18 protein-coding genes are annotated in these 23,941 nt (G+C 61.5%); 7 read left to right on the forward strand and 11 right to left on the reverse strand.

All coding sequences use genetic code 11. The features are described from left to right. The 5 genes from C8D82_RS09220 to thiI all read right to left on the reverse strand — a co-directional run bounded on the left by C8D82_RS09220 (position 1) and on the right by thiI (position 7,246). Positions 1-1,095, reverse strand: coding sequence for a mannose-1-phosphate guanylyltransferase (locus tag C8D82_RS09220; protein ID WP_133245131.1), 1,095 nt, complete (start codon positions 1,093-1,095; stop codon positions 1-3). Positions 1,096-1,193: 98 nt separating this feature from the next. Further along, a complete protein-coding gene (locus C8D82_RS09225; RefSeq protein WP_116883992.1) occupies positions 1,194-2,453 on the reverse strand; it encodes a type II secretion system F family protein in 1,260 nt (419 codons plus the stop codon). Positions 2,454-2,505: 52 nt separating this feature from the next. Continuing rightward, positions 2,506-4,194, reverse strand: a complete 1,689-nt coding sequence (locus C8D82_RS09230) for a GspE/PulE family protein (protein WP_116883993.1) — start codon at positions 4,192-4,194, stop codon at positions 2,506-2,508. 15 nt (positions 4,195-4,209) lie between these two features. Next, positions 4,210-5,934, reverse strand: a complete 1,725-nt coding sequence (locus C8D82_RS09235; RefSeq protein ID WP_207776102.1) for a GspE/PulE family protein — start codon at positions 5,932-5,934, stop codon at positions 4,210-4,212. A 109-nt stretch (positions 5,935-6,043) separates the two neighbouring features. Next, entirely contained in the window at positions 6,044-7,246 is a 1,203-nt protein-coding gene (gene thiI / locus C8D82_RS09240; protein ID WP_116883994.1) for a tRNA uracil 4-sulfurtransferase ThiI, read from the reverse strand. Positions 7,247-7,386: 140 nt separating this feature from the next. Between thiI and C8D82_RS09245 the strand changes: the two genes are divergently transcribed. From C8D82_RS09245 to pdxA, 6 genes are all read left to right on the forward strand, one after another. Beyond that, complete coding sequence (locus C8D82_RS09245) at positions 7,387-8,076, forward strand: RsmE family RNA methyltransferase (RefSeq protein ID WP_165832966.1); 690 nt, start codon at positions 7,387-7,389, stop codon at positions 8,074-8,076. Then, positions 8,073-8,756 carry a LysM peptidoglycan-binding domain-containing protein gene (locus tag C8D82_RS09250; RefSeq protein WP_116883996.1) on the forward strand — a complete coding sequence of 228 codons (684 nt, stop codon included), beginning with the start codon at positions 8,073-8,075 and terminating at the stop codon, positions 8,754-8,756. Before C8D82_RS09245 ends, C8D82_RS09250 begins: the two co-directional genes overlap by 4 nt. A 13-nt stretch (positions 8,757-8,769) precedes the next feature. After that, on the forward strand, positions 8,770-9,327 hold the full coding sequence (locus C8D82_RS09255) for an ABC-type transport auxiliary lipoprotein family protein (protein WP_133245132.1): 558 nt from the start codon (positions 8,770-8,772) through the stop codon (positions 9,325-9,327). A 509-nt stretch (positions 9,328-9,836) separates the two neighbouring features. After that, positions 9,837-10,169, forward strand: coding sequence for a hypothetical protein (locus C8D82_RS20645; RefSeq protein ID WP_133245133.1), 333 nt, complete (start codon positions 9,837-9,839; stop codon positions 10,167-10,169). Between the two features lie 64 nt (positions 10,170-10,233). Further along, the gene (gene thyX, locus C8D82_RS09260) at positions 10,234-10,929 is read left to right on the forward strand and encodes an FAD-dependent thymidylate synthase (protein ID WP_116883998.1); all 696 of its coding nucleotides are present in this window, start codon (positions 10,234-10,236) and stop codon (positions 10,927-10,929) included. 1 nt (position 10,930) lies between these two features. Continuing rightward, the gene (gene pdxA, locus C8D82_RS09265; RefSeq protein WP_165832967.1) at positions 10,931-11,869 is read left to right on the forward strand and encodes a 4-hydroxythreonine-4-phosphate dehydrogenase PdxA; all 939 of its coding nucleotides are present in this window, start codon (positions 10,931-10,933) and stop codon (positions 11,867-11,869) included. Between the two features lie 361 nt (positions 11,870-12,230). Here pdxA and C8D82_RS09270 read toward each other — a convergent pair whose 3' ends face one another. The 3 genes from C8D82_RS09270 to C8D82_RS09285 are packed head-to-tail and all read right to left on the reverse strand — an operon-like array spanning position 12,231 to position 16,258. Next, positions 12,231-13,718 (reverse strand): sodium:solute symporter family transporter, encoded by a 1,488-nt coding sequence (locus C8D82_RS09270; protein ID WP_116884000.1) that lies wholly within the window; start codon positions 13,716-13,718, stop codon positions 12,231-12,233. Positions 13,719-13,742: 24 nt separating this feature from the next. Beyond that, positions 13,743-15,458, reverse strand: coding sequence for an exo-alpha-sialidase (locus C8D82_RS20650; RefSeq protein ID WP_165832968.1), 1,716 nt, complete (start codon positions 15,456-15,458; stop codon positions 13,743-13,745). Positions 15,459-15,481: 23 nt separating this feature from the next. Beyond that, positions 15,482-16,258, reverse strand: a complete 777-nt coding sequence (locus C8D82_RS09285) for a type II secretion system protein (protein ID WP_116884001.1) — start codon at positions 16,256-16,258, stop codon at positions 15,482-15,484. Between the two features lie 141 nt (positions 16,259-16,399). Between C8D82_RS09285 and C8D82_RS09290 the strand changes: the two genes are divergently transcribed. Then, positions 16,400-17,170 (forward strand): AraC family transcriptional regulator, encoded by a 771-nt coding sequence (locus C8D82_RS09290; protein ID WP_116884002.1) that lies wholly within the window; start codon positions 16,400-16,402, stop codon positions 17,168-17,170. Between the two features lie 193 nt (positions 17,171-17,363). On the opposite strand, the gene C8D82_RS09295 is transcribed toward C8D82_RS09290, so the two are convergent. The 3 genes from C8D82_RS09295 to C8D82_RS09305 are packed head-to-tail and all read right to left on the reverse strand — an operon-like array spanning position 17,364 to position 23,872. Next, complete coding sequence (locus C8D82_RS09295) at positions 17,364-18,164, reverse strand: type II secretion system protein (RefSeq protein ID WP_116884003.1); 801 nt, start codon at positions 18,162-18,164, stop codon at positions 17,364-17,366. 21 nt (positions 18,165-18,185) lie between these two features. Beyond that, entirely contained in the window at positions 18,186-22,772 is a 4,587-nt protein-coding gene (locus C8D82_RS09300) for a DUF4350 domain-containing protein (protein WP_133245135.1), read from the reverse strand. 17 nt (positions 22,773-22,789) lie between these two features. Beyond that, on the reverse strand, positions 22,790-23,872 hold the full coding sequence (locus C8D82_RS09305; RefSeq protein WP_116884005.1) for a substrate-binding domain-containing protein: 1,083 nt from the start codon (positions 23,870-23,872) through the stop codon (positions 22,790-22,792). Positions 23,873-23,941: the final 69 nt, after the last annotated feature.

Consider the following 23,941-nt stretch of genomic DNA (forward strand, 5'->3'; position numbering starts at 1 on the left):
TTACAGAAATTCCCTGAGTTCCGGACGGGAATCGGCGAGCTTCAACAGCTCCTTGATCCGCTGCGCCTGGTCTGCCCGGCAGACCAGGGTCGCATCCTCCGTCTCCACGATCACCAGATCCTCCACGCCGATCGCGGCGACCAGATGGCTGGGACGGCCGGAGACGATCAGGTTGCGGCAATCCACACCGGCAAACAGGCCGTCGGCCAGGTTGCCGTCGGAATCCGGCTTCAGGTGGTTCCGCAACGCGGGCCAGCTGCCGAGGTCGTCCCAGTCGAAACGGCACTCGGCGACGCCGACGTTCTCCGCTTTTTCCATCACCGCGTAATCGATGGAAATACGGGGCTCCTTCACAAAACGCTCCGGCAGCTCCGTTTCCAGCGCATTGCGCCGCTCCATCTCCAGAACATCCCGGAAAAGCCCGGCCAGTTGCGGCGCATACCGCTCGAACGCCTGCATCAGCGAACGGACCTGCCAGATGAACATCCCGCTGTTCCAGCGGTAGCATCCCGCCGCCAGAAAACGTTCCGCCGTCGCCGCATCCGGCTTCTCCTTGAAGCCAAGCCCCCGGAAGAAACGGGTCCCGGTGCCGGTTTCCAGCGCCCCCCCGCAGTGAATGTAACCGTAGCCGGTAGCCGGTTCCGTCGGATTGACGCCGATGGTGAACAGCCAGCCGGGCCGGGTCGCGGCCAGTTCCGCCGCGTCCTTCAGCACCGCGCGCAGCTGCCCGGCCTGTTCGATCGCGTGGTCGGCGGGCAGCGTCAGCATCACCGCATCCGCCCCCCCCCGCGCGGCGACCAGCGCGGCCGCCAGCGCGACGCATGGACCGGTATCGCGGGCAGCCGGCTCCCCGATGATGTTCTCCGGCGGCACCTCCGGCAATACGGAACGGATCTGCCCGGCATAATCGCGGTTGGTGACAACCAGAATCCGCTCCGGCGGCACCAGCGGCTGAAGCCGGGATGCCGTCATCTCCAGCATCGTCCGGTCCCCCAGCAGCTTCTGCAGCTGTTTCGGCCGCGCATTGCGGCTCCGCGGCCAGAAACGTTCACCGCGGCCGCCGGCCATGATAACGGCATAGATATTGTTGTTCATAACTGAAATCCCGATACCGGCGGGAATCCCCCCTTCCCGAAAAATGGAAAAATCCGGCCGGAACAATTCCGGCCGGCCGTCGCGGAAGCGCCGCTTCCTCAGCTGAGTTTTTCGATGATCTTGGTCAGCGGCAGGAAAAGCGCGATCACGATGCCGCCGACGATCACGGCCAGCAGCACGATCATCAACGGCTCGATCATACTGGTCAGCGCGCTCACCGCGTTGTCCACTTCCTCGTCGTAGGTGTTCGCGATCTTGTCGAGCATCTCCGGCAACTTACCGGTTTCCTCGCCCACTTCCACCATACTGATCACCATTTCCGGGAAGATCTTGGTGCCGCTGAGCGGCTTGGCGATGCCTTCGCCCTCCTTGACCGCGTCGTGCACTTTCTGGATCGCGGAGGCGACCGTTTCATTGCCGCTGGTCTCCTTCACGATCGACAGCGCGTTCAGCACCGGCACGCCGGAGGACATCAACGTGCCCAGCGTGCGGCTGAAACGCGAAATCGCCGTTTTGGAAATGATCGGCCCGAAAAGCGGCATGTTGTATTTGCACCAGTCCACCCCCCACTTGCCGGCGGGAATATGAACGATCACCTGATAGAGGGCGACCACGCCGACCACGCCTCCGATATAGTAGTACCAGTGGGACACCAGCGTGTTGCTGATCCCCATCACCAGCAGCGTGATGTCCGGCAGCGGCTCGTTCGGCCCCAGCAGTTCCGTGAAGATCTTCTGGAAGTTCGGCACGATGAAGATCATCAGGCCGACCACGGCCAGCAGCGCGATGGTCAGCACCACGCACGGATAGATCATCGCCGACTTCACCTTGCCCGAAATACGGGCCGCTTTTTCCATGAAACTGGCCAGGCGGTCGAGAATGATCTCCATCGCACCGGAAGCCTCACCCGCCCGGACCATGTTCAAATAGAGCTTGTCAAAAGACCTCGGATGCTGCGCCAGCGCCTCCGCGAACGTCGCTCCGCCCTCGACCGTCTCCGCCGTTTTGCTGAGCACGATCTTCACCGCCGGGTTTTTCGCCTGGCGTTCGAGGGTATGCAGCGAACGGATCAGCGGCAACCCGGCGCTGAGCAGAATCGCCAGCTGGCGCGTCACCACGGTCAGTTCCTTACGCTTGATCACCACCGGGCCGAGCGCCATATTCATGCCGCCCCCCTTCTTCTTGCCGGTGCGGGTGGAAGCCCCTTTTTTCACGGCGGCCACCGCCGGTTTCAGTGAAGTGGGAAAGAGTCCTTTGGCTTTCAGGGCGGAACTGGCGGCGTCTTCGCTTGCAGCTTCGATCTTGCCCTTCTGCTCCTTGCCGTTGCCATCCATCGCAGTGTAGATAAATTGCGGCATTTTTCAGTTCTCCGTTTCGTTTTTCGGACCCGCGTTCTGCGGTTTTCTTATATTATGTGTAGCGAACGACTTCGTCCACACTGGTTTCACCGTTGTACAGCGCCAGCATGCCGTCTTCGCGCAGTGTGCGCATCCCCAGCTCCCGCGCCTTGTCGCGGATCACCGTGGTCGGCGCATTTTCGGAGATCAGCTCGCGGATCTCGCTGTTGACCACCAGCAGCTCGGTCAGCGCCTTCCGGCCTTTGTAGCCGGTATAGTTGCAGATCTGGCAGCCTTTGCCGTAGCAGAACTGGTGGTCCCCGATTTCGTCGCGGTCCATATTGAGCCGGTCGAGGTCCTCGTCGGTCGGCGTATAGAACGCCCGGCAGTTCTTGCAGACCCGGCGGATCAGGCGCTGGCCGAGCACCCCCGCCAGCGACGAACTGATCAGGAACGGCTCCACGCCCATATCCACCAGACGGGTCACCGTGCTGGCGGCGTCATTGGTGTGCAGTGTGCTGAACACGAAGTGTCCGGTCAGCGACGCTTCGATCGCGATCTGCGCGGTTTCAAAGTCACGGATTTCACCGACGAGAATCCGGTCGGGGTCCTGACGGAGAAATGCGCGCAACGCCCGCTGGAAGGTCATGCCGACCGCATCGTTGATCGGGCACTGAATGATCCCCTCGATATCGTATTCGACCGGGTCTTCTGCGGTCAGCAGCTTGTCCTCGGGATTGTTGATTTCGCCGAGCGCGGAGTACAGCGTCGTGGTCTTGCCGGAACCGGTCGGACCGGTCACCAGCAGAATGCCGTTCGGCAGATGGATCAGCTCGCGCAGCTTTTCCAGCACATCCTCGCCGATCCCCAGCGAGTCGAGACTCAGGTTCACCACGGAACGGTCGAGCACGCGGAGCACCACCGATTCTCCATAGCTGGTCGGCAGACAGGAGACACGCAGGTCAACCGGCTTGCCGTTGGCTTTCAGCTGGATACGGCCGTCCTGCGGGCGGCGGCGCTCGGAAATATTCAAGCCGGAAATAATCTTCACGCGGCTGATCACCGGCACCGCCAGACTCTTCGGCGGCGGCGGCATCTCATAGAGCGCGCCGTCCACCCGGTAACGGATCCGGAAGTTCTTTTCAAACGGTTCAAAGTGGATGTCCGACGCCTTGTCCTTGATCGCCTGCTGGATCACCACATCCACGAATTTCACGATCGGAGCGTCGTTGGCATGGTCCTCGTCCTCGTCGACCGCCTCCAGCTCCGCCGGAGTCAGTTCCGCGATGATATCGGCCACCGAGTCGATCTTTTCCGGGTAGTACCGCTCCAGCTCCTCGTCGAACTGGTCCGGGTCCACCGGAACCGGCAGGATGTTCGCATTCACCACGAAACGCAGCGTCTCCGCGGTCTGGTAATCCAGCGGCGAACGCATCGCCAGATCCAGCTGGCCGTCCTCGTAACGGATCGGGATCACACCGTAACTGCGCGCGGTGTTGTTCTCCACCATCTTGATCACCGACTCCTCGATATCCGGGGAGTTCTTTGGAGTCCACACATAGGACCCCAGGTTGTCGGCCATCATCTGGAGCATCTCCTGCTTCGTGAACAAACCGTAATTCTCGATCACCTCCATCAGCGGCTTGCCGGAGCGCTCGACTTCCTCGACCACATCGTGGAGCTGCTCACGCAGCTGCGGATGGACGCTCGCACGTTCGTTGACCAGAAGGTCGATCAGGGCTGAACTTTCAATATCAAGCATTTTTCTACCCGTGCCTCAGTTTTCATCCATCAAAGTAACGAAGATCACCTCTTCCAGCGTCGAGATGCCGGCTTCGGCTTTGCGCATCGCATCCTCGCGCAGCGAACGCATTCCCGCCAGACGGGCCGCTTCGCGGATCACGCCGGTGGATTCATTCGCGAAGATCAGCCGTGCCATGTCTTCGGTCACCTGGAAAATTTCATAAATACCGATACGCCCCTTGTAGCCGGTGTTGCCGCACCGCTTGCATCCGGCCCCCTTGTAAAACTGGTGATTGGCCAGATACTCGTCGGAAAGGCGGAGCATCTTGATCTCCGACTTGGTCGGCGTGTACGGCTGCTTGCACTCCGGGCAGATCCGGCGCAGCAGCCGCTGCGCCATCACCGCCCGCAACGCGGTCGCCACCAGAAACGGCTTCACTCCCATGTCCACCAGTCGGGTGATCGCACCCGGGGCGTCGTTGGTGTGCAGCGTACTGAACACCAGGTGGCCGGTAAGCGCCGCGTTGATCGCGATTTCAGCGGTTTCCAAGTCGCGGATCTCACCGACCATGATGATATTCGGCGCCTGGCGGAGCATGGAGCGCAGCGCCGCGGAAAAGGTCATATCCACATGCCGGTCCACCTGCACCTGGTTGATGCCGGCGAGCTGGTATTCAACCGGGTCCTCCACCGTGATCAGCTTGCGGCTGGTGGTGTTGATCGTATTCAGGAACGCGTACAGCGAAGTGGTCTTGCCGGAACCGGTCGGGCCGGTCACCAGAAAGATGCCGTCCGGATAGTTGATGATCCTGTTGACCATTTCAAGGTCGTCCGCATAGAAGCCGAGCTTCGGAATGTCGAGCTGGATGCTCGCCTTGTCCAGAATACGCATGACGATACTCTCGCCGTGGGTGGTCGGAATCGACGACACGCGCAGGTCGATATCCTTATCCCCGACCGTCACCTGGATGCGCCCGTCCTGCGGAATCCGCTTTTCGGTAATGTCCAGCCGGGCCATGATCTTCACGCGGCTGGTGAAGTTCGCCTGCATGAATTTCGGCGGGCCGTCCACCTCGCGCAGCGCGCCGTCCACCCGGTAGCGGACGCGGTAGCGCTTTTCCATCGGTTCGAGGTGAATATCCGACGCTTTCATCTTGTAGGCGTCGATGATCAGCATCGTGACCAGGCGGATGATCGGAGCGTTTTCGTCGTCGTCGGCTTCGGCGTCCCCCAACGCGCTGGTGTTCTCGCCGTTTTCGATGATCATGTCGGCATCGCCGATCGCGTTGTCGTCGACATAATGCTTGACCTGCTCGGATTCATCCGCATAGTGCTTCAGAATCTGTTTCTCGATCTGGCTCTGCGGCGCGACCACCGCATCGACGTCTCCGCCGAGAATATAGCGAATCGTATCGAGCGTCTCCATATCGGAGGGGTCGCTCATCGCGACGGTCAGGATGTTGTCGTGCTTCGCGACCGGCACCACCCGGTAGTGCTGCACCACGTCGGGGCCGAGCGCATCGATCACCCCCTGCGGAATATCGAAGCTGGAAATATCGACCAGCTCCATTCCGTACTGTTGCGCAAGCATCGCGAGCAGCTCCTGCTCCTGAATCACGCCGTTTTTCTTCAGAATATCGACGGCGTCCGTCAATCCGCCGGTCGTCTCCGCTTCCTCGCGGGCTTTTGCCACCTGCTCCGGCGTCACCATGCCGTATTCTTCGAGCAGACTGAGCACGTATTCGGTATCTCTGGCCAAACCTCTACCCCCGGTAACTGTGTGCCGACCCGGTTCCGGTGATGCGGATCGGCGAATTCCAATTTAAAATTTACTCTTACTGAGAAGTTAATACTTCGGAGCCGAAAATTCAAGCGACAGACACGATATCTGCGACGATTTTTTCGATTACCTCCGGATATCCCGGAATTTTCAGCTCCTCCGCCTCCGCCAGCGGTTCCGGGACCGCCGTCGAAGGCTGGCTCGGCGCGAACACCGTACAGCTGTCCGGCACCTGCACGTTGGAGAGCTCCAGCGTGCCGATCTCCCCGGCAATCCGGATCGATTCGAGCTTGTCCGCCCCGACCAGCGGACGCAGCACCAGCATATCGACCGCCCGGTTGATCGTATTCATGTTCACGATGGTCTGGCTGGCGACCTGTCCGACCGCCTCGCCGGTCACCAGCGCGCGGCAGCCGGTGTTTTTCGCGACCTGTTCGGCGATCCGCAGCATCGCACGCCGGTAGAGCACGGTGCGGAACCGTTCATTGCAGTTGTCGCGGATCAGCTTCTGCATCGGCGCGAGGTTGCACAAGTGCAGTACGCCATGCTGCTGGAACGTATTCAGATGCTCAGCAATCCCCCTGACCTTATCCACCGTTTCCGGCGGCGTATAGGGCGCGCTGTGGAAGGTGATGAAGTCGGTCGGGCAGCCGCGCTTCATGATCTGCCACGCCGCCACCGGTGAATCGATCCCTCCGGAAAGCAGGGTCAGCACCTTCGGGTTACTGCCGACCGGCAAGCCGCCGGGACAGGGATACTGGTGCCAGAAAAGCGCCGCGAATTCGTCGCGCACCTCGCAGCCCAGCGTCACTTCGGCGTGCTTCAGGTCGATCCTGAACCTGCCGTCGCCGAACTTCTTCGCCAGACTGGTCACCAGGTCGATTTCAATCTCCTGCGAGCGGAACGGAAACCGTTTGTTGCTGCGGCGGGCGCGCACCCGGAAGGTCACGCACTCTTTTTCCGCCAGCACCGGCCCGAGTTCTTCGGGAGCCATCTCCAGCGCGGCGCGGCGGATCGCATCCATATCCACCGGCAGCCGGACCACCGGGGAAAAGGATTCCAGCCCGAAGGTTCCGGCGATGCGCGGCCGGATCGCATCCAGCTCCTCCGCCGAAAATGCGCCGCCATCGGCGCGGTCGATCCAGATGCGCCCCCGCACCCGGTGAACCCTGCAGATTCCGAGCTCTTTAAGCTGGTGTTTGAGATTATCCACCAGGCACCGCTCGAACATATTGCGGTTGTTGCCTTTGGTGGCGATTTCGTGATAGCGGCAGATGATGCAGTTGTACATGGAAACGAGATACTCCGTTGATTCAAAACAAAAAAATCCGCTTCAAAGATAGCCTCCCGACCGCTAAAATTCAAATCAGAACATTGAATTTTAACGGTTTACAGGTTAGATTATCAAAAATGGAGATGTGGATACGGATCATGCACAGTTTTTTCTGCAACACACTGGGAAAGGCCGGCGAACCGGTCGAACTGGCGAAGCGCGAAAGCGATCACCTGTTCAAGACGCTGCGCGCCGCTCCCGGCGACACCGTCGAACTGCTGGACGGGCGCGGCGGACGCGCGCTCGCGACGGTGCAGCCGGGACGGGTGCTGCTGACCGTCTCCCGGGAACAGGTCCCGGAGCCGGAAACCGGACTGCTGCTTTATACCGCCGTGCCGCGCAAGGCCAAATTCGACACGCTGCTCAAGCAGGCCGCCGAACTCGGAGTGCGGGAGATCCGCCTGCTGCTCTGCGAGCGTTCCGTCGCGGCCCCGGAGGGGAGCGACCGCTGGGAAACGCTGCTGCAGGAGGGGTGCAAGCAATCCGGGAATCCGTTCCTGCCGAAGATTGCGCCGCCGGTAAAGCTGGCCGCCGCGCTGGCGGAATTTTCCGGAACCGGTTACTTCGGCGCAGTGGAAAATCCCGGCGCCGAGGCGCCCCGGCCCGCCGCCGGAAACGTCGCATGGTTCGTCGGCCCGGAAGGGGGCTTCACCGCCGCCGAGGAGGAGGCGATGGCGCACGCGAACATCCATGCGCTGAACCTCGGCCCCTATGTGCTCCGGCTGGAAACCGCCGCCGTCTGCGGGCTGGCGGTACTCCGCCGGATGATCACGGAGGCGGGCCGATGAAATATGGACTCCTTTTCGCAATCCTGCTGCTGTTCGCGACCGGCTGCGGCCAGAGCGATCCGGCCCGACACCCGATGATGCTCAAGGGCGACCAGTACCGCAAAGAGGGCAACTTCGAGCTCGCCGAGAAATTTTACCTGAAATTCGTGGAGCAGCGCCCCGATTCGGCGCTCGGCCACCGGACGCTGGCCACGTTGTACGATGAATCGCTGGCCGATCCGGCGGCGGCGCTCTACCATTACAATATGTTCCTGCGCCTCGACCCGCATTCGCCGGACCGGGAGCTGATCGAGGGCTACCGCAGGCTCGCCCGAGCCAAGCTGCTGCGCGCCCTGACCCGCGAGGAGCTGCCGACGCCGCCGGACGACGAGCTGGCGATGCTCCGGAAAGAAAATAAGGTGCTGCGCGACCGGCTGGATTCGCTCAAGCGGCTGCTGCTCAACCAGCAACGCGCCATTGCACAGTTGAAAAGCGCGGCGGCCGCACCACAGCCGCCGCCGGTTCCGCAAGTTCCGGGCGAGCGCAGTTATACTGTTCAACCGGGAGACACACCGGGTAAAATCGCCCGACAGTTCTACGGTTCCGCCAATAAATACCGGATCATCATGGAAGCGAACAACCTCGGCAGCAGTACCGGGCTGCGGGTCGGGCAGGTGCTGAAAATCCCCGCTTCGGAATAGAGGAGAACAAACAATGAAACCAATGCGATTGCTGATGCTGCCGATGCTCGTTCTGGGGCTGGGCGGCTGCGTGCTGATGGGACCGAGTTACACGGAGCCGGTCGACTTCGACCTCGGGGTTCCGGCGGCGGAAGCGGTCAAACCGGCGGCGTTGCCGATCCGGTTCGGGGTGTTCCGCAACCTGTCCGGCTCCAACCGGGGATTTCTGGTGCGCGAAAGCGGCGACCGGCTCTCTTCCGACGAATACAACCGCTGGCTGCTGAGCCCGGAGCTGCTGTTGCAGCGGCGAATCCGCACCGAACTGCCGGACCCGGCGGGAGAGATGGGAAAAAGCGTGCGCCTGAATGCGACGATCTACCGGTTTGAATTCGACCGGGCGCGGCATACCGCGGTTTTGAGTGTGGAGTTTTCGGGGAAAGCCGGGGATGTGACGGAACGGACTTCGCAGCTCACGTACGAAACACCGTATGAGGGGGATGCACCGGAGGCGGCGGCGAAAGCGATGGCGGTAAATGCCGAAAAAGCGGCGCAAGCGGTAAGGGAACTGATCGCTTCCCTCTCAAAAAAATAAATAAAAAAGAACAGGCGACCTCAAAAAATAAATAAAAAAAGAACAGGCGGCTTGCCGCCGTCGCCACCGGCAGCTTGCCGGACGCGGTCCAGCGGCGGAACGCTGGTCGCAGTGCGGAGGACCGCGCAGGTGCGGCCCGGAGCACAGCGAAATGCAAGATCCGCGAATGCGGACCGCAACCGGAACAGTACCGCTCGGCGGAGCGCACGACAGTTTCAAATGAGCGAAGCAAGTTTGAAACTGTCGGTTCTGAGCGCGGAGCCGCCGCAAGGGGCGGCAACGGTTGTTTATAATTGAAGATACGGCCACGCGGGGGCATGAGCCTCCCACGACGTGAAGCGCCTTTGGAATACTTTAAACCGGGTAAACTTTTTAAGTGGCGAAGAAAACAGTCTTACAGGAAACCGGTGCTGGAAGTATGAGTTCATTGGGGTTGGGGGTAGTGACACTCAGAAGGAAGTATTTATACTGTCAGATAAATCAGTCAGACAGGGAAAAAAACGGCAAAGTTGCAGAACTCAGCATCGCTTTTCGGTAGCCGTAAAGGTGATGGCGGCGGCAACGCGCTTACCGCCGGAAACAAAAATTCGCGTTGCTTATTTTTGATTCCGGCAAGCGCTTTTGCGCGGGTGGTATCGTTGCGGTTGCGGTCCGCATTCGCGGACCTTGCATTTCGTCTGCTTCTGAGCTGCGCAGGCGCAGCTCGACAGCAGCCGACCAGCGTTCCGCCGCTGGACCGCGTCCCCGTAGCACGGGGCGGCGACGCCGCTAAAGCGGCTGTTATTTTAGATTTTTATTTTTGGGAGAGCTGGACCGCGTCCGGCAAGCTGCCGGTGGCGTAAGCCGCCTTTGGCGGATTTATTTTTGTTTTTTATTTTTTCATTTTTAATCATAGGAGAAAGTTTCATGGAACACCTCAACGTCCCCCCCGCCAATCATGTCAAAGTCCTCGACGGCCAGGGCTGGGTCGGCCTGATCGACCACCTCGGCAGCGAAGCCACCATCGTCAACGCCGCCCGCGTCTCCTTCGGCAAGCTCAAGTCCAGCATGGACGAGCGCGACGTGAAGCTGCTCGACTACCTGATCGACAACCGCCACACCAGCCCGCTGGAGCATGTGGTGTTCACGTTCAGCGTACACTGCCCGCTGTTCATCCGCGGCCAGTGGCACCGTCACCGCACCTGGAGCTACAACGAAATCTCCCGCCGCTACACCGAGATCGACATGGAGTTCTACACCCCCGGCACGCTGCGCCGCCAGTCCGAAAACAACCGGCAGGCCTCCTTCCTCGATCCGGATTTCAAGGGCGACGACCTCAAGGCGCAGATCGACGCCCACAACCGGGCCAGCCTCGCCCTCTATGAGAAACTGCTCGGCGCCGGCGTCTGCCGCGAACAGGCCCGCGGCGTGCTGCCGCAGAATATGATGGTCACTTTCTGGGGAACCGTCGACCTCTCCAATCTGCTCCACTTCCTCGAACTGCGCGACAGCGACCACGCCCAGGCCGAAATCCGCGAATACGCCGAAGCGATCAAGAAGCTGATCAAGCCGATCGTGCCGAATGTGGCCGCCTATTACGAGAAGAAAGGCCAGGTCTGGTAATATGAATACGCTCCCGGTCATCGCGATCACCATGGGGGACCCCGCCGGAATCGGCCCCGAACTCGCCGTTCGGGCCGCCGACGATTTCCGCTGGTCGGACCGCTGCCGCTTCGTGATCTACGGCGAACCCTCCATCCTCGCCGAAGCGGCAAGACGGTGGACCCACGGACGGCTTCCCGAAGTCGTTTCAGCCGGGACGCTCCCGTTCGCCGAGCTGGAAATCGGCAAGGCCGCCGCCCGCTGCGGCAAGCTCGCCTACGACGCGCTGACCCTAGCCACACAGGATGCGATCGCCGGCAAAGTCGCCGCGATCGTAACCGCCCCGATGAACAAGTATTCGGTGAACCTCGCCGGAATCCCCTTCACCGGCCACACCGAGCGCATCGCCGAACTCTGCGGCTGCCGCGACTTCGTGATGATGCAGTCCTCCGGCAGGCTGCGCGTGGTATTCGTGACCACCCATATCGCACTGGCGGAAGTCCCCCGGCAGGTCACGCCCGGCCGGATTGTGACCGTCGCGAAGCTGCTCGACGAAGTGATCCGGCGCGAGGGCGTGCCGCATCCGAAGCTCGCCGCCGCCGCGATCAATCCCCACGCCGGCGAAAACGGCTGCATGGGAACCGAAGATGAAACCGTCACCAAGCCCGCCCTCGCCGCGCTGCGTGAACAAAGAATCGATATCGACGGTCCCTTTCCCCCCGATACGCTGTTCATCGAATCCACCCGCGAGCGTTACGACGGGATCGTTTCGATGTATCACGACCAGGGGCACATCCCCTTCAAGATGCTTGCGTTCAATTCGGGGGTGAACTCCACGCTCGGACTGCCGATCGTCCGTACCAGCCCCGACCACGGCACCGCCTTCGACATCGCCTGGCGCGGCGTCGCCGATCCGGGCAGCTTCTACGCCGCCATCGACACGGCCATCCGCCGCGCGTAACTTTACCCCGTGCCGGAACGTGCCTCCGGCGCCGGGTACGGTTTTGAATTTTTGCTGCGTAAAAATTCAAAACCGGGGGTATTAATAATGGGTTGCGTGAGGCCTATCGGCCATTTGCCGCACCGGCACGTTGCCGGTCGTGATCCAACGGTGAAACCGTCGGCCGTCGGAGACAGTCACGGCAGCGGCAGCTTGCCGCCGCGAAGCGCCCAGCTGCCGGAGCCTGATTGCAAATCAGGCCGCGTAGCACACAAGGTCTGCCGACCGACAGGGCGGACAGACCCGCCTGCCTTCAAAACGGCAGGCTTTCCCCACGGCTCACCTCCGAAGGCCAAGGGGTAGAGTGAAATCTATCGGTCATTTACCGTTGGGTCCAGACGGTGAGGCCGTCGAGGTTCCTGCGGTTGGGAAGCAGCCACGAGAGCGGCCACGCGATCAGCGCGAGAATACCGTTCACAAGGATACTGGTCCAGTAGGAGTGGAACGGCATCCGGATCACGCCGAACGACGAAAGCATCATCAGCACATTGAAGCAGAGGGCGATCACAAGCCCGGTGAGCAGCGCGCCGTTCCCGACCCGGCGCGTGAAGAATCCGAGCAGATAGATGCTCAGCAGCCCGCCGCCGAAAAGCGACGCGAGAATGATGGTCATATCGTTGATGCTCTCTTTGGGGATGTAATGAATTCCGACCGCGCCGCCGATCATGCCGGCCGACACCAGCAGCGACACGGCTTTTGCGAAACGGAGCGCCTCACTGTCGGTTTTACCCTTGCCGAACCGTTTGTAGAAATCGACGGTGCCGATGGTCGCGATGCTGTTGATCGAGCTGGAGAGCGAACTCATCGCCGCCGCGAAACAGGCCGCAACGATCCCTCCGGCCACGAAGGGCGGCAACTCCGCGAAAATGAAGTGCGGCAGCACCTGGTCGGCGGCCAGCCCGGCGACGGTTTCGTCACTGAACACATGGTAGAACGCAAAGAGGCAGACGCCGAGGAAGAAGAAACTTCCCCACGTCGGCAGGCTCATGAAGATGCACAGCAGCGTCGCCTTGCGCGCTTCACGGGTGGATTTCGCGGCGATGTAACGCTGGATCACATTCTGGTTGCTGGAATATTCGGTCATGAAGCCGACGATGCCGACCAGCAGCGTGACCAGAAAAGTGCGGTCGTTCAGCGCGAAGCTCATCGGGCCGAGGCTGAATTTGTGATACTCCATGCCGATGTCGAAAATCTGCGCAAAGCCTCCGGGCATCTTGAATGCGATCAGGGTAAAGCAGAGCACACCGCCTCCGAGCAACAGGATCGTCTGCACCACATCGGTCCAGATCACCGCCTCGAAGCCGCCGAATACGGTATAGCCGCCGACTACGATTCCGGTGACCGCGATGATCGCAAAAAGCGGGAAACCGGTCATCTCCGCCATCGGCAGCGCGATCAGGTACAGGATGGTCGCAAGCCGGACGAACTGCAGGATGATGAAGCTGACCGCCGCATAACAGCGCACACCGCTGCCGTAGCGCGCTTCGAGATACTCGAATGCGCTGGTCATCCTGCCGCGCCGGAAGAACGGGATGAAGAAGTAATAGGCCATCCCCGCCGCCGCCAGAATGCCGAGCGACTGCGCGAACTGCCGGAAATCCAGCGCATAGGCCGCCGCCGGCAGCGCCAGAAAAGTCACCGAACTGATCGAGGTGCCGAGCATCGACAGCCCGACCGCCCAGCCGGGAAAAGAGCGGTTGCCGAGGAAGTAGTCCTCGGTACTTTTGTTTTTCCGGGCGAAGTAGACGCCCATCAGCGCCATCGCGACGAAATAGAGCACCAGTGCCAGCAGGTCTCCGAGTCTGAACATGGTTGTTTCTCCGATCAGATAGTGTTACCGTTCCAGTGCTGCCGGATCGAGCACCACGTGTTTGATCCGAACGCGGTTCCAGGTGTAGATCACGTGGATTTTGCCGTCTTCGGCCTGAATCACCGACGGATAGGAATATTCGCCGGGTCCGTCCTCCAGGATCAGCGCGGGCTTCCACTCCTTCCCGTCCGATGAAACCGCGACGTTCAGCGGAGTCCGCTTGCCGCCCCAGCGCCCATCCGGCGTTTCGGCGTGGTTGTAGACCAGCAGGAACCGCCCGTCCTTCAATTCAACCGCATCGAAGCCGGAGTTGTTGCTCGGCAGGGAAATCATCTTCAGCGCCGACCAGCTCCGCCCGTTGTCATGCGACCAGTTTTCGGCGAGATGCTTTTCGCCCATCGTGCGGTAGAGCGCCTGCAGCACGCCGTTGCCGTGGCGCAGCAGGGCCGGCTGGATCACGCCCCTGAATTTTTCCGGATTGTCGAAACGGACGACCTTCCAAGTTTTGCCGAGATCAGGCGTATATTCCATTTTATCGCCCCCGGCGGGGCAGTAGATGGTGCCGTCCTCCAGCTCCACGGGCTTGTTTTTACTCGGTCCGTGGAGCCTGCCGCCCGGATAATGCGGGGCGCTCCATGTCCTGCCGCCGTCGTCCGAAGTCAAATAGGCGCAGTCCCAATGTTCAAACGGGCGGCCGTACTTGTAGAATAAAAAGAGCTTTCCCGAGGAGTGGCGGAAGAGCAGCGGATTCCAGAGCTGGTAATAGACGCCGTCCCGATAGAGCCGCTGCACGGTTTCGACCGGCCTGGACCAGCGCCCGCCGGAATAACGGGCCGTCCAGATTCCGACGTCAAGGTGCCCCTCGCAGGTGCCGCCGAACCATGCCGCCAGCAGTTCACCGTTGCCGAGGTCCGCGACCGTCGCGGCGTGGCACTCCGGAGTCGGCGGCTCCTGATAGACGAACTCCATGCGTTCGATGCCGGGCAGGTGTGTGCCGGTCATGTCCGCCGGAGCAGGATCGACCGCGCCGGGTTCGTCCAGCGCGCGGGTCACGTCGGAAACGGCAGCCGAAGCAATCGTTCCGTCGAAGTACTGCCCGGATTTGCCCGGCCCCCGCTCAAGGCCGCCGACAGTCAGCGCCCCGGAGGTGTCGGAGAGCGGAGTGAAAGCGCCGCTGGCCCGGGTCACGACTCCGTTCAGCCGGACTTGCAGATTGTACAGTGTGCGCGCCGAGTCGGCGGTCGCGTCCGCCATGTTCCACTCGCCGGGACGGACCCGGTTCCTGCTGACGACGTTCACGGTTTTGCCGCCGCGGTTCCGGATGCGCAGCGCGACCTTTCCCTCTCCGGTCAGGAACAGTTGATAGCCGAAGTCGGTTCCCGGATCGGTCTTGCGCAGCAGCACCGCGTGACGGATGGTTTCCGGCCGGAACCGCACCGCCAGATTCAGCGATGCCAGCCCGTTTTTGCCGTTGTCATGGCCGGTCAGCGACGGCTGGTCCGCAATCCGCAGATAGGCGCCGCAGTCGTCCGCCGCGTCGCGGTTGCGGAATTGAACGCCCTCCCGGAGCGCCAGCCGGGAGGCATCCCCGGAGGCGGCCGCCGGAATTCCGGCGACTTCGTCCGGGGCCGGGAGCCGGGACGCTCCCGAGAACTGCCACTCCGCAACGCCGAGCGCGCCGAGCCGCAGGGTGTTCAGGATCAGAAGAATAAGGGAAACGGTTTTACAGAGAATTTTCACAATTCGGTTCCTTTCGCCGGGAATTACCAGAAGTAGGGACGGCCGCCGCCGTGCTGATAGTGGCCGTCGGTGGCGGCTTTCGGCCGCCGCCCGCGTTCCGTGACGGTCCACTTGCCGCTCTCGGTCCACGGAATCCAGCGCGCCGAGCCGTCGACGTGTGCCCGGTTGCCGCCGGTCATCATGCTCAGGAAGGTCAGGAACTCCAGCTTGCCGGTCAGGCGGCCGCCCGCGTGGTTGATCCGGGAGTCGGTCCGGCCCTCCATCCAGATATTCTGGTCGGCCACCATCACGTCGCCGGGCTTGGACTTGGTGAGCTTCTGCCGCGCCCCGGAACGCGGCGGACCTTCCATCCAGTAGCCGTAGGGCTGGTCGCAGAGCGCGCCGATGTAGAGCATGTCCACCTCCCAGTATTCGGCGGGGGTGTCCGCCGTCCCGTAGCGGCGCTCGTTCTTCACGACGTCGAGCGTGGTCACCGATGCCGGGCAGACGCCGAGCTTCAGCAGCGTATTCACGGAACCGGCATAACGGGCGAGCGGCTCCACGAAAGAACCGCGTTCCCACGAATACGGCAGATGCGAGTTCGGCTGCGAACGCACGAACGGCAGCATGTCGCCGCTGTCCCCGGCGTACATCAGCAGCGCGTTGTTCAGTTCACGGGTCTGCCCGAGGCAGGACGTCCGTTTCGCCCGGTCCCGCGCCTTGTTCAGCGCGGGCAGCAGCATGGCCGCGAGAATCGCGATCACGGCTATTACCACGAGCAGCTCAATGAGGGTAAAATGTGTGTTTCGGCCAATCGTCATTGTCATAACCTCCCGATGCCTGGTTACGGAAATTCCATGTCTGCTTATATTATACCGGAAAACTTTTTCCGCACCAAGTGTTGACAATATCACTTTTATCGGTTATTATAGTACAAATCTACTTTTTTGAAAGGGCCGGAGATGCCGGAAGTCGAATTTTCTTACGCAGGGTTCCACGCCAGCACCCGCAGCACGCCGCTGCATCGCCACAATGGAACCGAACTGGTCTATATCGTCGAGGGCGAATGCGAAAACCGCATCCCGTTCCGGGACCGGAAAATCGCGGCGGGTGAACTCCTGATCATCCCGCCCGAACTGGAGCACCGCCAGATCGATCTCGGCTTCGTGCGCACCTTTTATGTGGTCTTTGAAGCCAAGCCGGGAGTTTTCCGCAACGACCTGCGCTCGATCGACGTGCGCTCCGACCGGTTCGTCCGCAGTTGGATGGAACAACTGGTGCTGCTCTATCAGGAACAGGCACTCGACCAGTGCCGCCTCCTGCTGCCGGCGCTGCTGGCCCGGATCACCCGGCTGGAAGGAAGCATCGACGGCACCGCCGAAATTCCCGCCGGACTCGCCGCTGCGATCCGTTTCATCACCTACCACTTCCACCGGGAACTGGCGATCCGAGAAATCGCGGCGTCAAACGGGATGAGCCCGAGCTACTTCAACGCGCTGTTCCACAAGCACATGCAGGTCAGTCCGGCGGAATACATCAAAAAACTGCGCATGGGCCACGCCCGTCAACTGCTCCGCAACAGCCGCCTGACCATCTCTGAAATCGGGGAACAGTGCGGCTACCGCAACGCCTATTACTTCTGCCGGATCTTCCGTAAAGTCCACGGCTGCACGCCCGGCGAATACCGCGCCCTGCCGCGCCGCGAATACGACGTGAAATTCCTCGCTCCGTGACCGGCTCCGGGCATACGGGGCGTGCCTCCGGCCGCCGGAGGCGCTTCGCTCAGCTACCGGTGCCTGATTGCAAATCAGGCCGCGTGGCGCACAAGGTCTGCCGCCCGCAGGAAGGACAGGCCCGCCTGCCTTCAAAACGGCAGGCTTCCCCAGGCGAATCGCCTCCGACTGCCTGTCACGGGATCACACCGGATCACCGACCTGAATATTTGAACGGGACACCGTCAGTATTGATTTTCACATTTTCGGCGTGTCCGTCCAGAAAACCGACCTGATTCGAGGAGTTGTGCCTGCCCTCGTTGATCGACCAGGCCCGGTAATCGAAATTGCTGACGGAATCTCCGAAACAGTTGTAATCGTAAATTCCGCCTTTGCTGCGGCGTGCATCGGCGATCACAAAAGTCATGCTCGGCTGCCAGCACCGGGACTCCTTTTCCAGATACTCGACCAGCCCCCAGGTGTTATAGCCGTAGCTGTAGTTCGTTTTCCGGTTCGGAGCAGTGGGACATAGAAACACCTTCGCCTCGCGCCGGATCAGATCGGTCGAACCGTCCCACTCCTTCCAGTCGCCGGAAATGCCGCAGTACGGTGCGAGCTTCTGGAACAAATGCAATCCAAGATTCTCCCAATCCCTCCAATTTGAATTGCCCTTGCTGAAAAACACTCCGTCGTTATCTCCGAGATACATATTGTTCGCAAATATGATCTGTTTGACGTTGCTCATGCAACTCGCCGCACGCGCCCGTTCGCGGGCCTGATTCAGTGCGGGCAGCAGCATCGCCGCCAGAATTGCAATAATAGCTATTACAACGAGCAGCTCAATAAGGGTGAAATGGCGCCTCTTCCGGGGGGCCGGGGGGGCGAAGCCCACCAGCGGGATAAGTAGGAGCGAAGCGACGCACATCCCGTTACTCGGCGGCGGCACCTTGCCGCCCAGAATTGCGATGATCGCTATTACAACGAGCAGCTCAATTAAAGTAAAATTTCTTTTCATGGATCACTCCTTTCGCTGTGATTACCTCATTAAATCCACAATCGGATCGCCGCCGGCGATGCCGTTTACTTTCCCGGTGTCGTCGCCCGTATAAAGCGGAGCGGAGACGGGGCGGTCGAATACGGTCCGCCCGGCCTTCTCATCCTGCTCCGCCTGTTCGAGTTTCGCCGCGGTGATGAACAACGCCGAATCAAGCTCCGCCTGCGTCAGCCTGGCGACGGGCCTGCCCGCGAGCCTGTTCACGATATTCAGCAGCAACTGGGCGTTGCCGCCCAATTCAAGGTTCAGCGGGCGCAGGAACCAGCCGTCGCCGATCCAGATGACCTTGCCCTTGCCGAACGGAAATTCCGCCAGAAGCGGTTTGCCGGGCGCGGTCGAACTCTCCGGCGCTTTCAGCAGCACCCGGGCCTCCTCCGGCAGTTTTGTAAGCCAGGTCGCGGCGGAGGTCACGAAACTCTCCACATGCTCCGTGACGGGGTCCGCCGTGAAGTCGCGGCAGGTCACGCGCAACTTGTCCGCCGGAGGCGGCGCGTCACTTTTATTGTAAAGCACTCCGCCCAGACCGGCTTCCGCAAGTCCCAGCCCTTCGAGCAGCTGCGGATTGCGCCCGTCGACGTGATAGTTCAGAAATGCGTTGCCGCAGACCAGCAGCGCACCGCCGTTCCGCACGAAATCGAGGATTTTCCGCGGCTCGGACAATCGGAAAGTCCGGTTCTGCAAAAGCAGCACGTCGACGCCGTCGAGCGAACTTCCGTTGCGAAACAACTTCACATTGAAACCGTGGTCCGCCAGCAGCCGGTACGCAGTCGGCGCGATTCCGACCGCACCGTCGATGGTGCTGCCGCTGACCGGAGCGACCGCAACGGTCGGCCGGCCCGGTTTCTCCGGGGCGACGCGCCAGAGTTCGTTCAGCATTGCAAGCCGGACCGGCGAGATGCCGGAAAGCGCCAGCGGTTCAACGTTTTCCGGTTCGAGCAAAAGCACCACCGGATCGTACTGGTTCAGCCGGACCGGCCACGGCTTCGCCAGCTCCTCCGCGCTCCAGAGGGCCTTTCCCGACACGGAGGGGATCTTCCGCCCGGTCGAAGCGTTGCGCATCCGGTAATTCCCCGCCGGAAGCCCGGCGAGTTTCGCGAAGGCGGCGCCGTCCGGGTCGAAGTTCTGCAGGAACAGCACGTTCCTTCCCGCGCGGTCGCGGTACAAAACGGTCTCCACGCTGCCGGGCAGCGGGGTCCCCGGCAAAGAGTCCAGCTCGACCAGCGGCGCAACTCCGCTCTCCCGGAGCAGGCGGCCGGTCAGTTCCCGGACCGCCTCCGCCTTCAGCGTGCCGTTCAGGAAAAGGACGCGCCCCTTCCCGATTTTATGTTCGGCCAGCAGCGGCGTCCCGTCCGCATACGAAAGCACCGGAACTGCGCCGCACAGCTCAAGGGAGGCGCGGGTGGTTCCGTCGATCCGGCGCGGATGAGTGTTCACCGTGCCGATGCCGGGCAGAGTGCAGGAGGCCGGCGCGGTTTCACAGCCCAGGATTTTCACCCCGGTCAGCGCCGACGCATCGAGCGGCTCGTGGGTGTCGTCGTTCACGGTGAAGGAACCGTACTCCGCCAGCAGCGTGCCCCCTTGCTCCACGTAACGCCGCAACGCGGCGACGGCGGCGGGAGTGGAACGCAGATTCGAGGCGGCGATCAACGCGCGGTACGGCAGTTTCCCGTTTTCCAGATCGCCGTTGCGCAGCACGTCGACTCCGCCGCTGCGGGTGAACAGCGCGCCCGCATAGTACGGCATCAGGTCGGAAGTGGCCGGGCTGGTGATCGTTTCGAGGTAGTCCTTGTGCGTGAGGGCGCGCAGCGTTTCCAGCGGATAGATCATGCCGACCTGCGCCGGACGGCGGGCGGCGGGATCGAAAATGATGTCCGCGAGGTTTTCAAGCTCGGCTTTCACGCCGGGCAGGAAGCGGCTCGCCGGTTTCAGGAAATTCCCTTCGTAGCAGAGCATCACGCCGGAGGTGCCGCGGATCGCCTGCGACCACAGGAAGCTGCGCAGATGGCGTTCCTCCACGCCGCACTTGAAATCCGGCACCAGCCGGGCCGTATTCACCGAAACGAAGCCGCGGATTCCGCCGTAATAGGTGCCGTCGAGGAAATAACGGTTTTCAATCCGGACCGCAAGCACATTTTCCGGTTCAAGCGCATCCGTGATGTCGAAGGTGAAACTCGCATCGAAGCCGTCCGCCGAACCGATCTTCCGGCCGTTCAGCCAGAGTTCGGCCTTGTCCGCGAAGCCCTGCCCGTTCAGGTAAACGCGGCCCGGCGCCGGTTCGGCAACTTTGAACCCCGTCCGGTAAAGCCCGACCTGGCAGAGGCGGTAACCGTCGCTGCCCCACATCGCCGGAACGGTCACTTTTCCCCAGTCGCGGTCGTCGAATGCCTTTTCCCGCCAGCCCGCCGGTTCCGCCTGCGTCGCATCGAAAAATTTCCATTTGCGGTGCAGTCCGGCCAGATCGCTCTCGATCAGCTCCGTCTTGTGCGCGCCGCGGACATTCACGCTCAACGGCGCCTCGGCATTGAACACCGGTTTATCCGGCGAAAAGCCGCGCACCGCGTCGCTGAAAAACAGCGGTTTGAGCACTCCGGCCAGATTGTGGAAGCTGCGGCTGCCGCCGGTTTCCGGATAGTTGATTCCGGCTTCGTGCGAATAGAAATCCGAAAAATCGGTCAGCATCTCCGGCCTGATGCCGATTCCGGTGTAGTCGAGCCAGAGATTCAGGTGGCTCTGCAGCGTGGAGTAGACCTTCGGATCGGGATCGAGCGCACGCATCTTCGCCATCAAAGAGCGGGAGGCCTGATAGCTGCGCTCCTCCTGGAACTTCTCCCAGTCCACCAGCAGATTCGGGTACATCCGCCCCTCGCGCGCCGCCAGCGTTTCGCGCGGAAGCGCCCCGTTTCTGCCGCCGTCGGCGACATAGCCGGGCGGGTTGACCTCGGCAAACGACCGGAACGCGGTTCCCCACGCCCGGTTCGCCTTTTCAATGGAACCGAATTTCTTCTCCATCGCCCGGCCGAACGCTTCGCGGCTGGTCCGGTGCGGATTGTTGTAGATCATCTCGTTGAACAGCTCATAGCAGAAAACCGGGTACTTCCGCGTATAGCGCATCCACGTTTTGAACATCTCCATATACATCGCCTCGCCCTGCGGGTGAAACGGATCATACGGCACAAAGTGCCCGGCTTTGTAAACCTCGCTGAACTCCGGCAGCTTGCGCAGCTGGCTGTACTGCGGGTGCGCCTTGTGTTCGTGCCAGAAGCGGATTCCGTTGCCGAGGAAGCGGCGCATCACCGCCTCATACCACGGATTTTCGCTCCAGCTCACTTCAAGCCTGCCGTCGGGCAGCCGCCGCGGCGGGTAAAGCGTATAGATTTCATCCGCGTTGTAGATCATCACATCCACACCGAACATGCGCATCAGCCACGGCGGCCCTTCCACGTCGAGCTGCCAGCCGCCGAGCAGGAAGGTGCGGCGGCCATTGCGGGTGAACGCATTTCCGGCGATCCCGACATCCTGCGCGCCGGGATAATATGAATGGAATTTTTCTCCGGCGGGCTTCCACTCGATCGGCCTGATGGTGAAGCGGTCGGCCACGGAGGCCTCCTCCTTTTTCCGGGCGCCGAACCGCAGTTCCAGATCGGAAAGCTCCAGTTGCCTCGGCTTGCCGAAGCCGTTGAACCGCAACTGGGCGATGCCGGATGCGGAAAGCCTGCCGTCCGCCTTTTTCGCATTGCCGTAGGTGTAGAGGCGGAACGCCGACACCGGCAGGTTGAACCGCTTCGCCTCCTTTTCCAGCGTCACCGTCGTGAAGTGGATCTCTCCGTCGTTCTCGACCAGCATCACCTCCTGCTCCAGCGGAGTCTCTCCGGCGGCGAGCCGGGCCGTGAACGACACTCCGGCAAACTCGCCCGCGGGAAGCGGCAGCGAAGCGTGGCCGGGCTTCATCAGGTCGAGCAGGGCGCGGTCCCGGTCGAGCGGTTTCACGCCGACCTTGCCGGCCGGCCAGCAGTGCCATTCGGCGCTGCCGAACTCGACACTCTCCCGGACGGTGCCGTCGGGACTTTCTTCGGCATACACCAGTTCGAGACCGGCGATCTCGAATTTGCGCCCGGCGGGCCAGCCGTTGAAGCGGAGTCTCTCCACCGCCGCCGGATCGAGCCTGCCATCCTCGATTTTCGCTCCGCCGTAGGGATAGAGCCGCAGCGAATCAAGCCGGAACGAGTGGTTCCGCCACTCCGGTGCAAGCTCGATCTCGCGGAAAAAAATCTCGCCTCCCTTTTCCTGAACCATCACTTCGAGTTTCCCCACCCGGCTCTCCTGCAGTTTCCGGATGCGGAACCGGACCTCCCGCAGCACGCTGCCGGCCTTTTTTACCGGGAGCGAAAAGAAGCCGGTGTTGTTCAACTGGTCGAAAACAAGGGAATCCTCCGCCCCGGCAGCCACCTGGAGTTTGCCCGGCGGCCAGCACAGCCAACTCGCCAGCCCGGCGCCTTCCGCCGCCGCGGCCGGCAGGAACGGCAACGCACAGCAGAAAAGCGCGAAACTCATCCGAACTCTCATTTTCATAATATTCCCCCGTAAACTCAATAGTTCATACTCGAACGCCGGACCAGCAAAGTCGGCTGGATCGTCTGCACGACCTGCGGCTGGTGCATATCCCGAATCTTGCGCATCAGAATCGCGAGCGCGGTCCGCAGCTGTTCGGCATGCGGCTGCCGGACCGACGTGAGCGGCAGCTCCAGCGCCCGCGACACCCAGTTGAATTCGTCGTACATGATCACCGCGACATCCTCCGGGATGCGCATCCCGCGTTCGCGCAGATAGTTGACCGTCGCCCAGGTCGCCCAGTCCCCGTAGATCAGCAGCGAATCGAAACCGGCCCGTTCCGGCAGCTCCCGGCGGATGATTTCGGCGGTCGCTTTCTCGTCATACGGCACGATTTCGACGATCCGCTCCGGATCGGCCGAAACTCCGGCCTTTTCCAGCGCCTCGAAAAAACCGCATATCTTGTTCCGGTTCATGTGCAGCGAAGTTTCCCCGCACAGAAAGAGCGGATTCCGGCGGCCGGATTCAAGCAGGTGCTCCGTGGCGATCCCGGCGCCGGTCCGGTTGTCCACCGCGACGTAGGAGACACTCAGGTCGCCCTCCGGCTTTTCAAGCGCGACGAACGGAATACCGACCCTGTTCAGGTCCTCCCCCTCCTCCCGCGACAACTGGAAGCCGATGATCAGCCCCGCGTAACTGGAAAGGTCCAGCTCGCTCCACGGAAACGACTCCCGGCTTCTGACCTGATGGATCTCCGGCAGGAACCCCATTTTGCCGTCCTGAAACAACCCGGAGAGAATCCTGCTGTAAAACGGATCGTCCTCTCCCAAGGTTCCCTTGCCTTCCAGAAAGATCGCGACGCGGTAGCACACCGCCTGTTCCCGGCAGCCCGTCTCCCGCACATAAGTGCCGGAACCGCGCACCCGCTCGATGAACTTCAATTCCTCCAGCTTGCGCAGGCTGCTGCGGACGGTCGCCCGCGAACACGCATAATTCACGGCCAGTTCGCGTTCGGTCGGAATCCGGGTCCCGACCGGGAAATGCCCCTGTCGGATTGCCTCCTGCAGTTCCAGAAACAGAGAATCATTTTTATTCCGGCTGACCGCCGCATGTTTTATCATGAACCGTATCCTTTCGTTTTGATCATCACGTTATATATTATGACAATATTTTTGAACAAAGTCAATACC

Origin of the sequence: Victivallis vadensis, assembly GCF_003096415.1 — a bacterium.
Classification (GTDB): domain Bacteria; phylum Verrucomicrobiota; class Lentisphaeria; order Victivallales; family Victivallaceae; genus Victivallis; species Victivallis vadensis.

Excerpts from the sequence above, each read along its gene's own strand:
- C8D82_RS09255 (WP_133245132.1), top strand. The coding sequence starts at position 8,770 with ATGAAACCAATGCGATTGCTGATGCTGCCGATGCTCGTTCTGGGGCTG.
- C8D82_RS09250 (WP_116883996.1), top strand. The coding sequence starts at position 8,073 with ATGAAATATGGACTCCTTTTCGCAATCCTGCTGCTGTTCGCGACCGGC.
- C8D82_RS09245 (WP_165832966.1), top strand. The coding sequence starts at position 7,387 with ATGCACAGTTTTTTCTGCAACACACTGGGAAAGGCCGGCGAACCGGTC.
- C8D82_RS09305 (WP_116884005.1), bottom strand. The coding sequence starts at position 23,872 with ATGATAAAACATGCGGCGGTCAGCCGGAATAAAAATGATTCTCTGTTT.
- C8D82_RS09270 (WP_116884000.1), bottom strand. The coding sequence starts at position 13,718 with ATGTTCAGACTCGGAGACCTGCTGGCACTGGTGCTCTATTTCGTCGCG.
- C8D82_RS09220 (WP_133245131.1), bottom strand. The coding sequence starts at position 1,095 with ATGAACAACAATATCTATGCCGTTATCATGGCCGGCGGCCGCGGTGAA.
- C8D82_RS09285 (WP_116884001.1), bottom strand. The coding sequence starts at position 16,258 with ATGACGATTGGCCGAAACACACATTTTACCCTCATTGAGCTGCTCGTG.
- C8D82_RS09225 (WP_116883992.1), bottom strand. The coding sequence starts at position 2,453 with ATGCCGCAATTTATCTACACTGCGATGGATGGCAACGGCAAGGAGCAG.
- C8D82_RS09290 (WP_116884002.1), top strand. The coding sequence starts at position 16,400 with ATGCCGGAAGTCGAATTTTCTTACGCAGGGTTCCACGCCAGCACCCGC.
- pdxA (WP_165832967.1), top strand. The coding sequence starts at position 10,931 with ATGAATACGCTCCCGGTCATCGCGATCACCATGGGGGACCCCGCCGGA.
- thyX (WP_116883998.1), top strand. The coding sequence starts at position 10,234 with ATGGAACACCTCAACGTCCCCCCCGCCAATCATGTCAAAGTCCTCGAC.
- C8D82_RS09300 (WP_133245135.1), bottom strand. The coding sequence starts at position 22,772 with ATGAAAATGAGAGTTCGGATGAGTTTCGCGCTTTTCTGCTGTGCGTTG.
- C8D82_RS09230 (WP_116883993.1), bottom strand. The coding sequence starts at position 4,194 with ATGCTTGATATTGAAAGTTCAGCCCTGATCGACCTTCTGGTCAACGAA.
- thiI (WP_116883994.1), bottom strand. The coding sequence starts at position 7,246 with ATGTACAACTGCATCATCTGCCGCTATCACGAAATCGCCACCAAAGGC.
- C8D82_RS09295 (WP_116884003.1), bottom strand. The coding sequence starts at position 18,164 with ATGAAAAGAAATTTTACTTTAATTGAGCTGCTCGTTGTAATAGCGATC.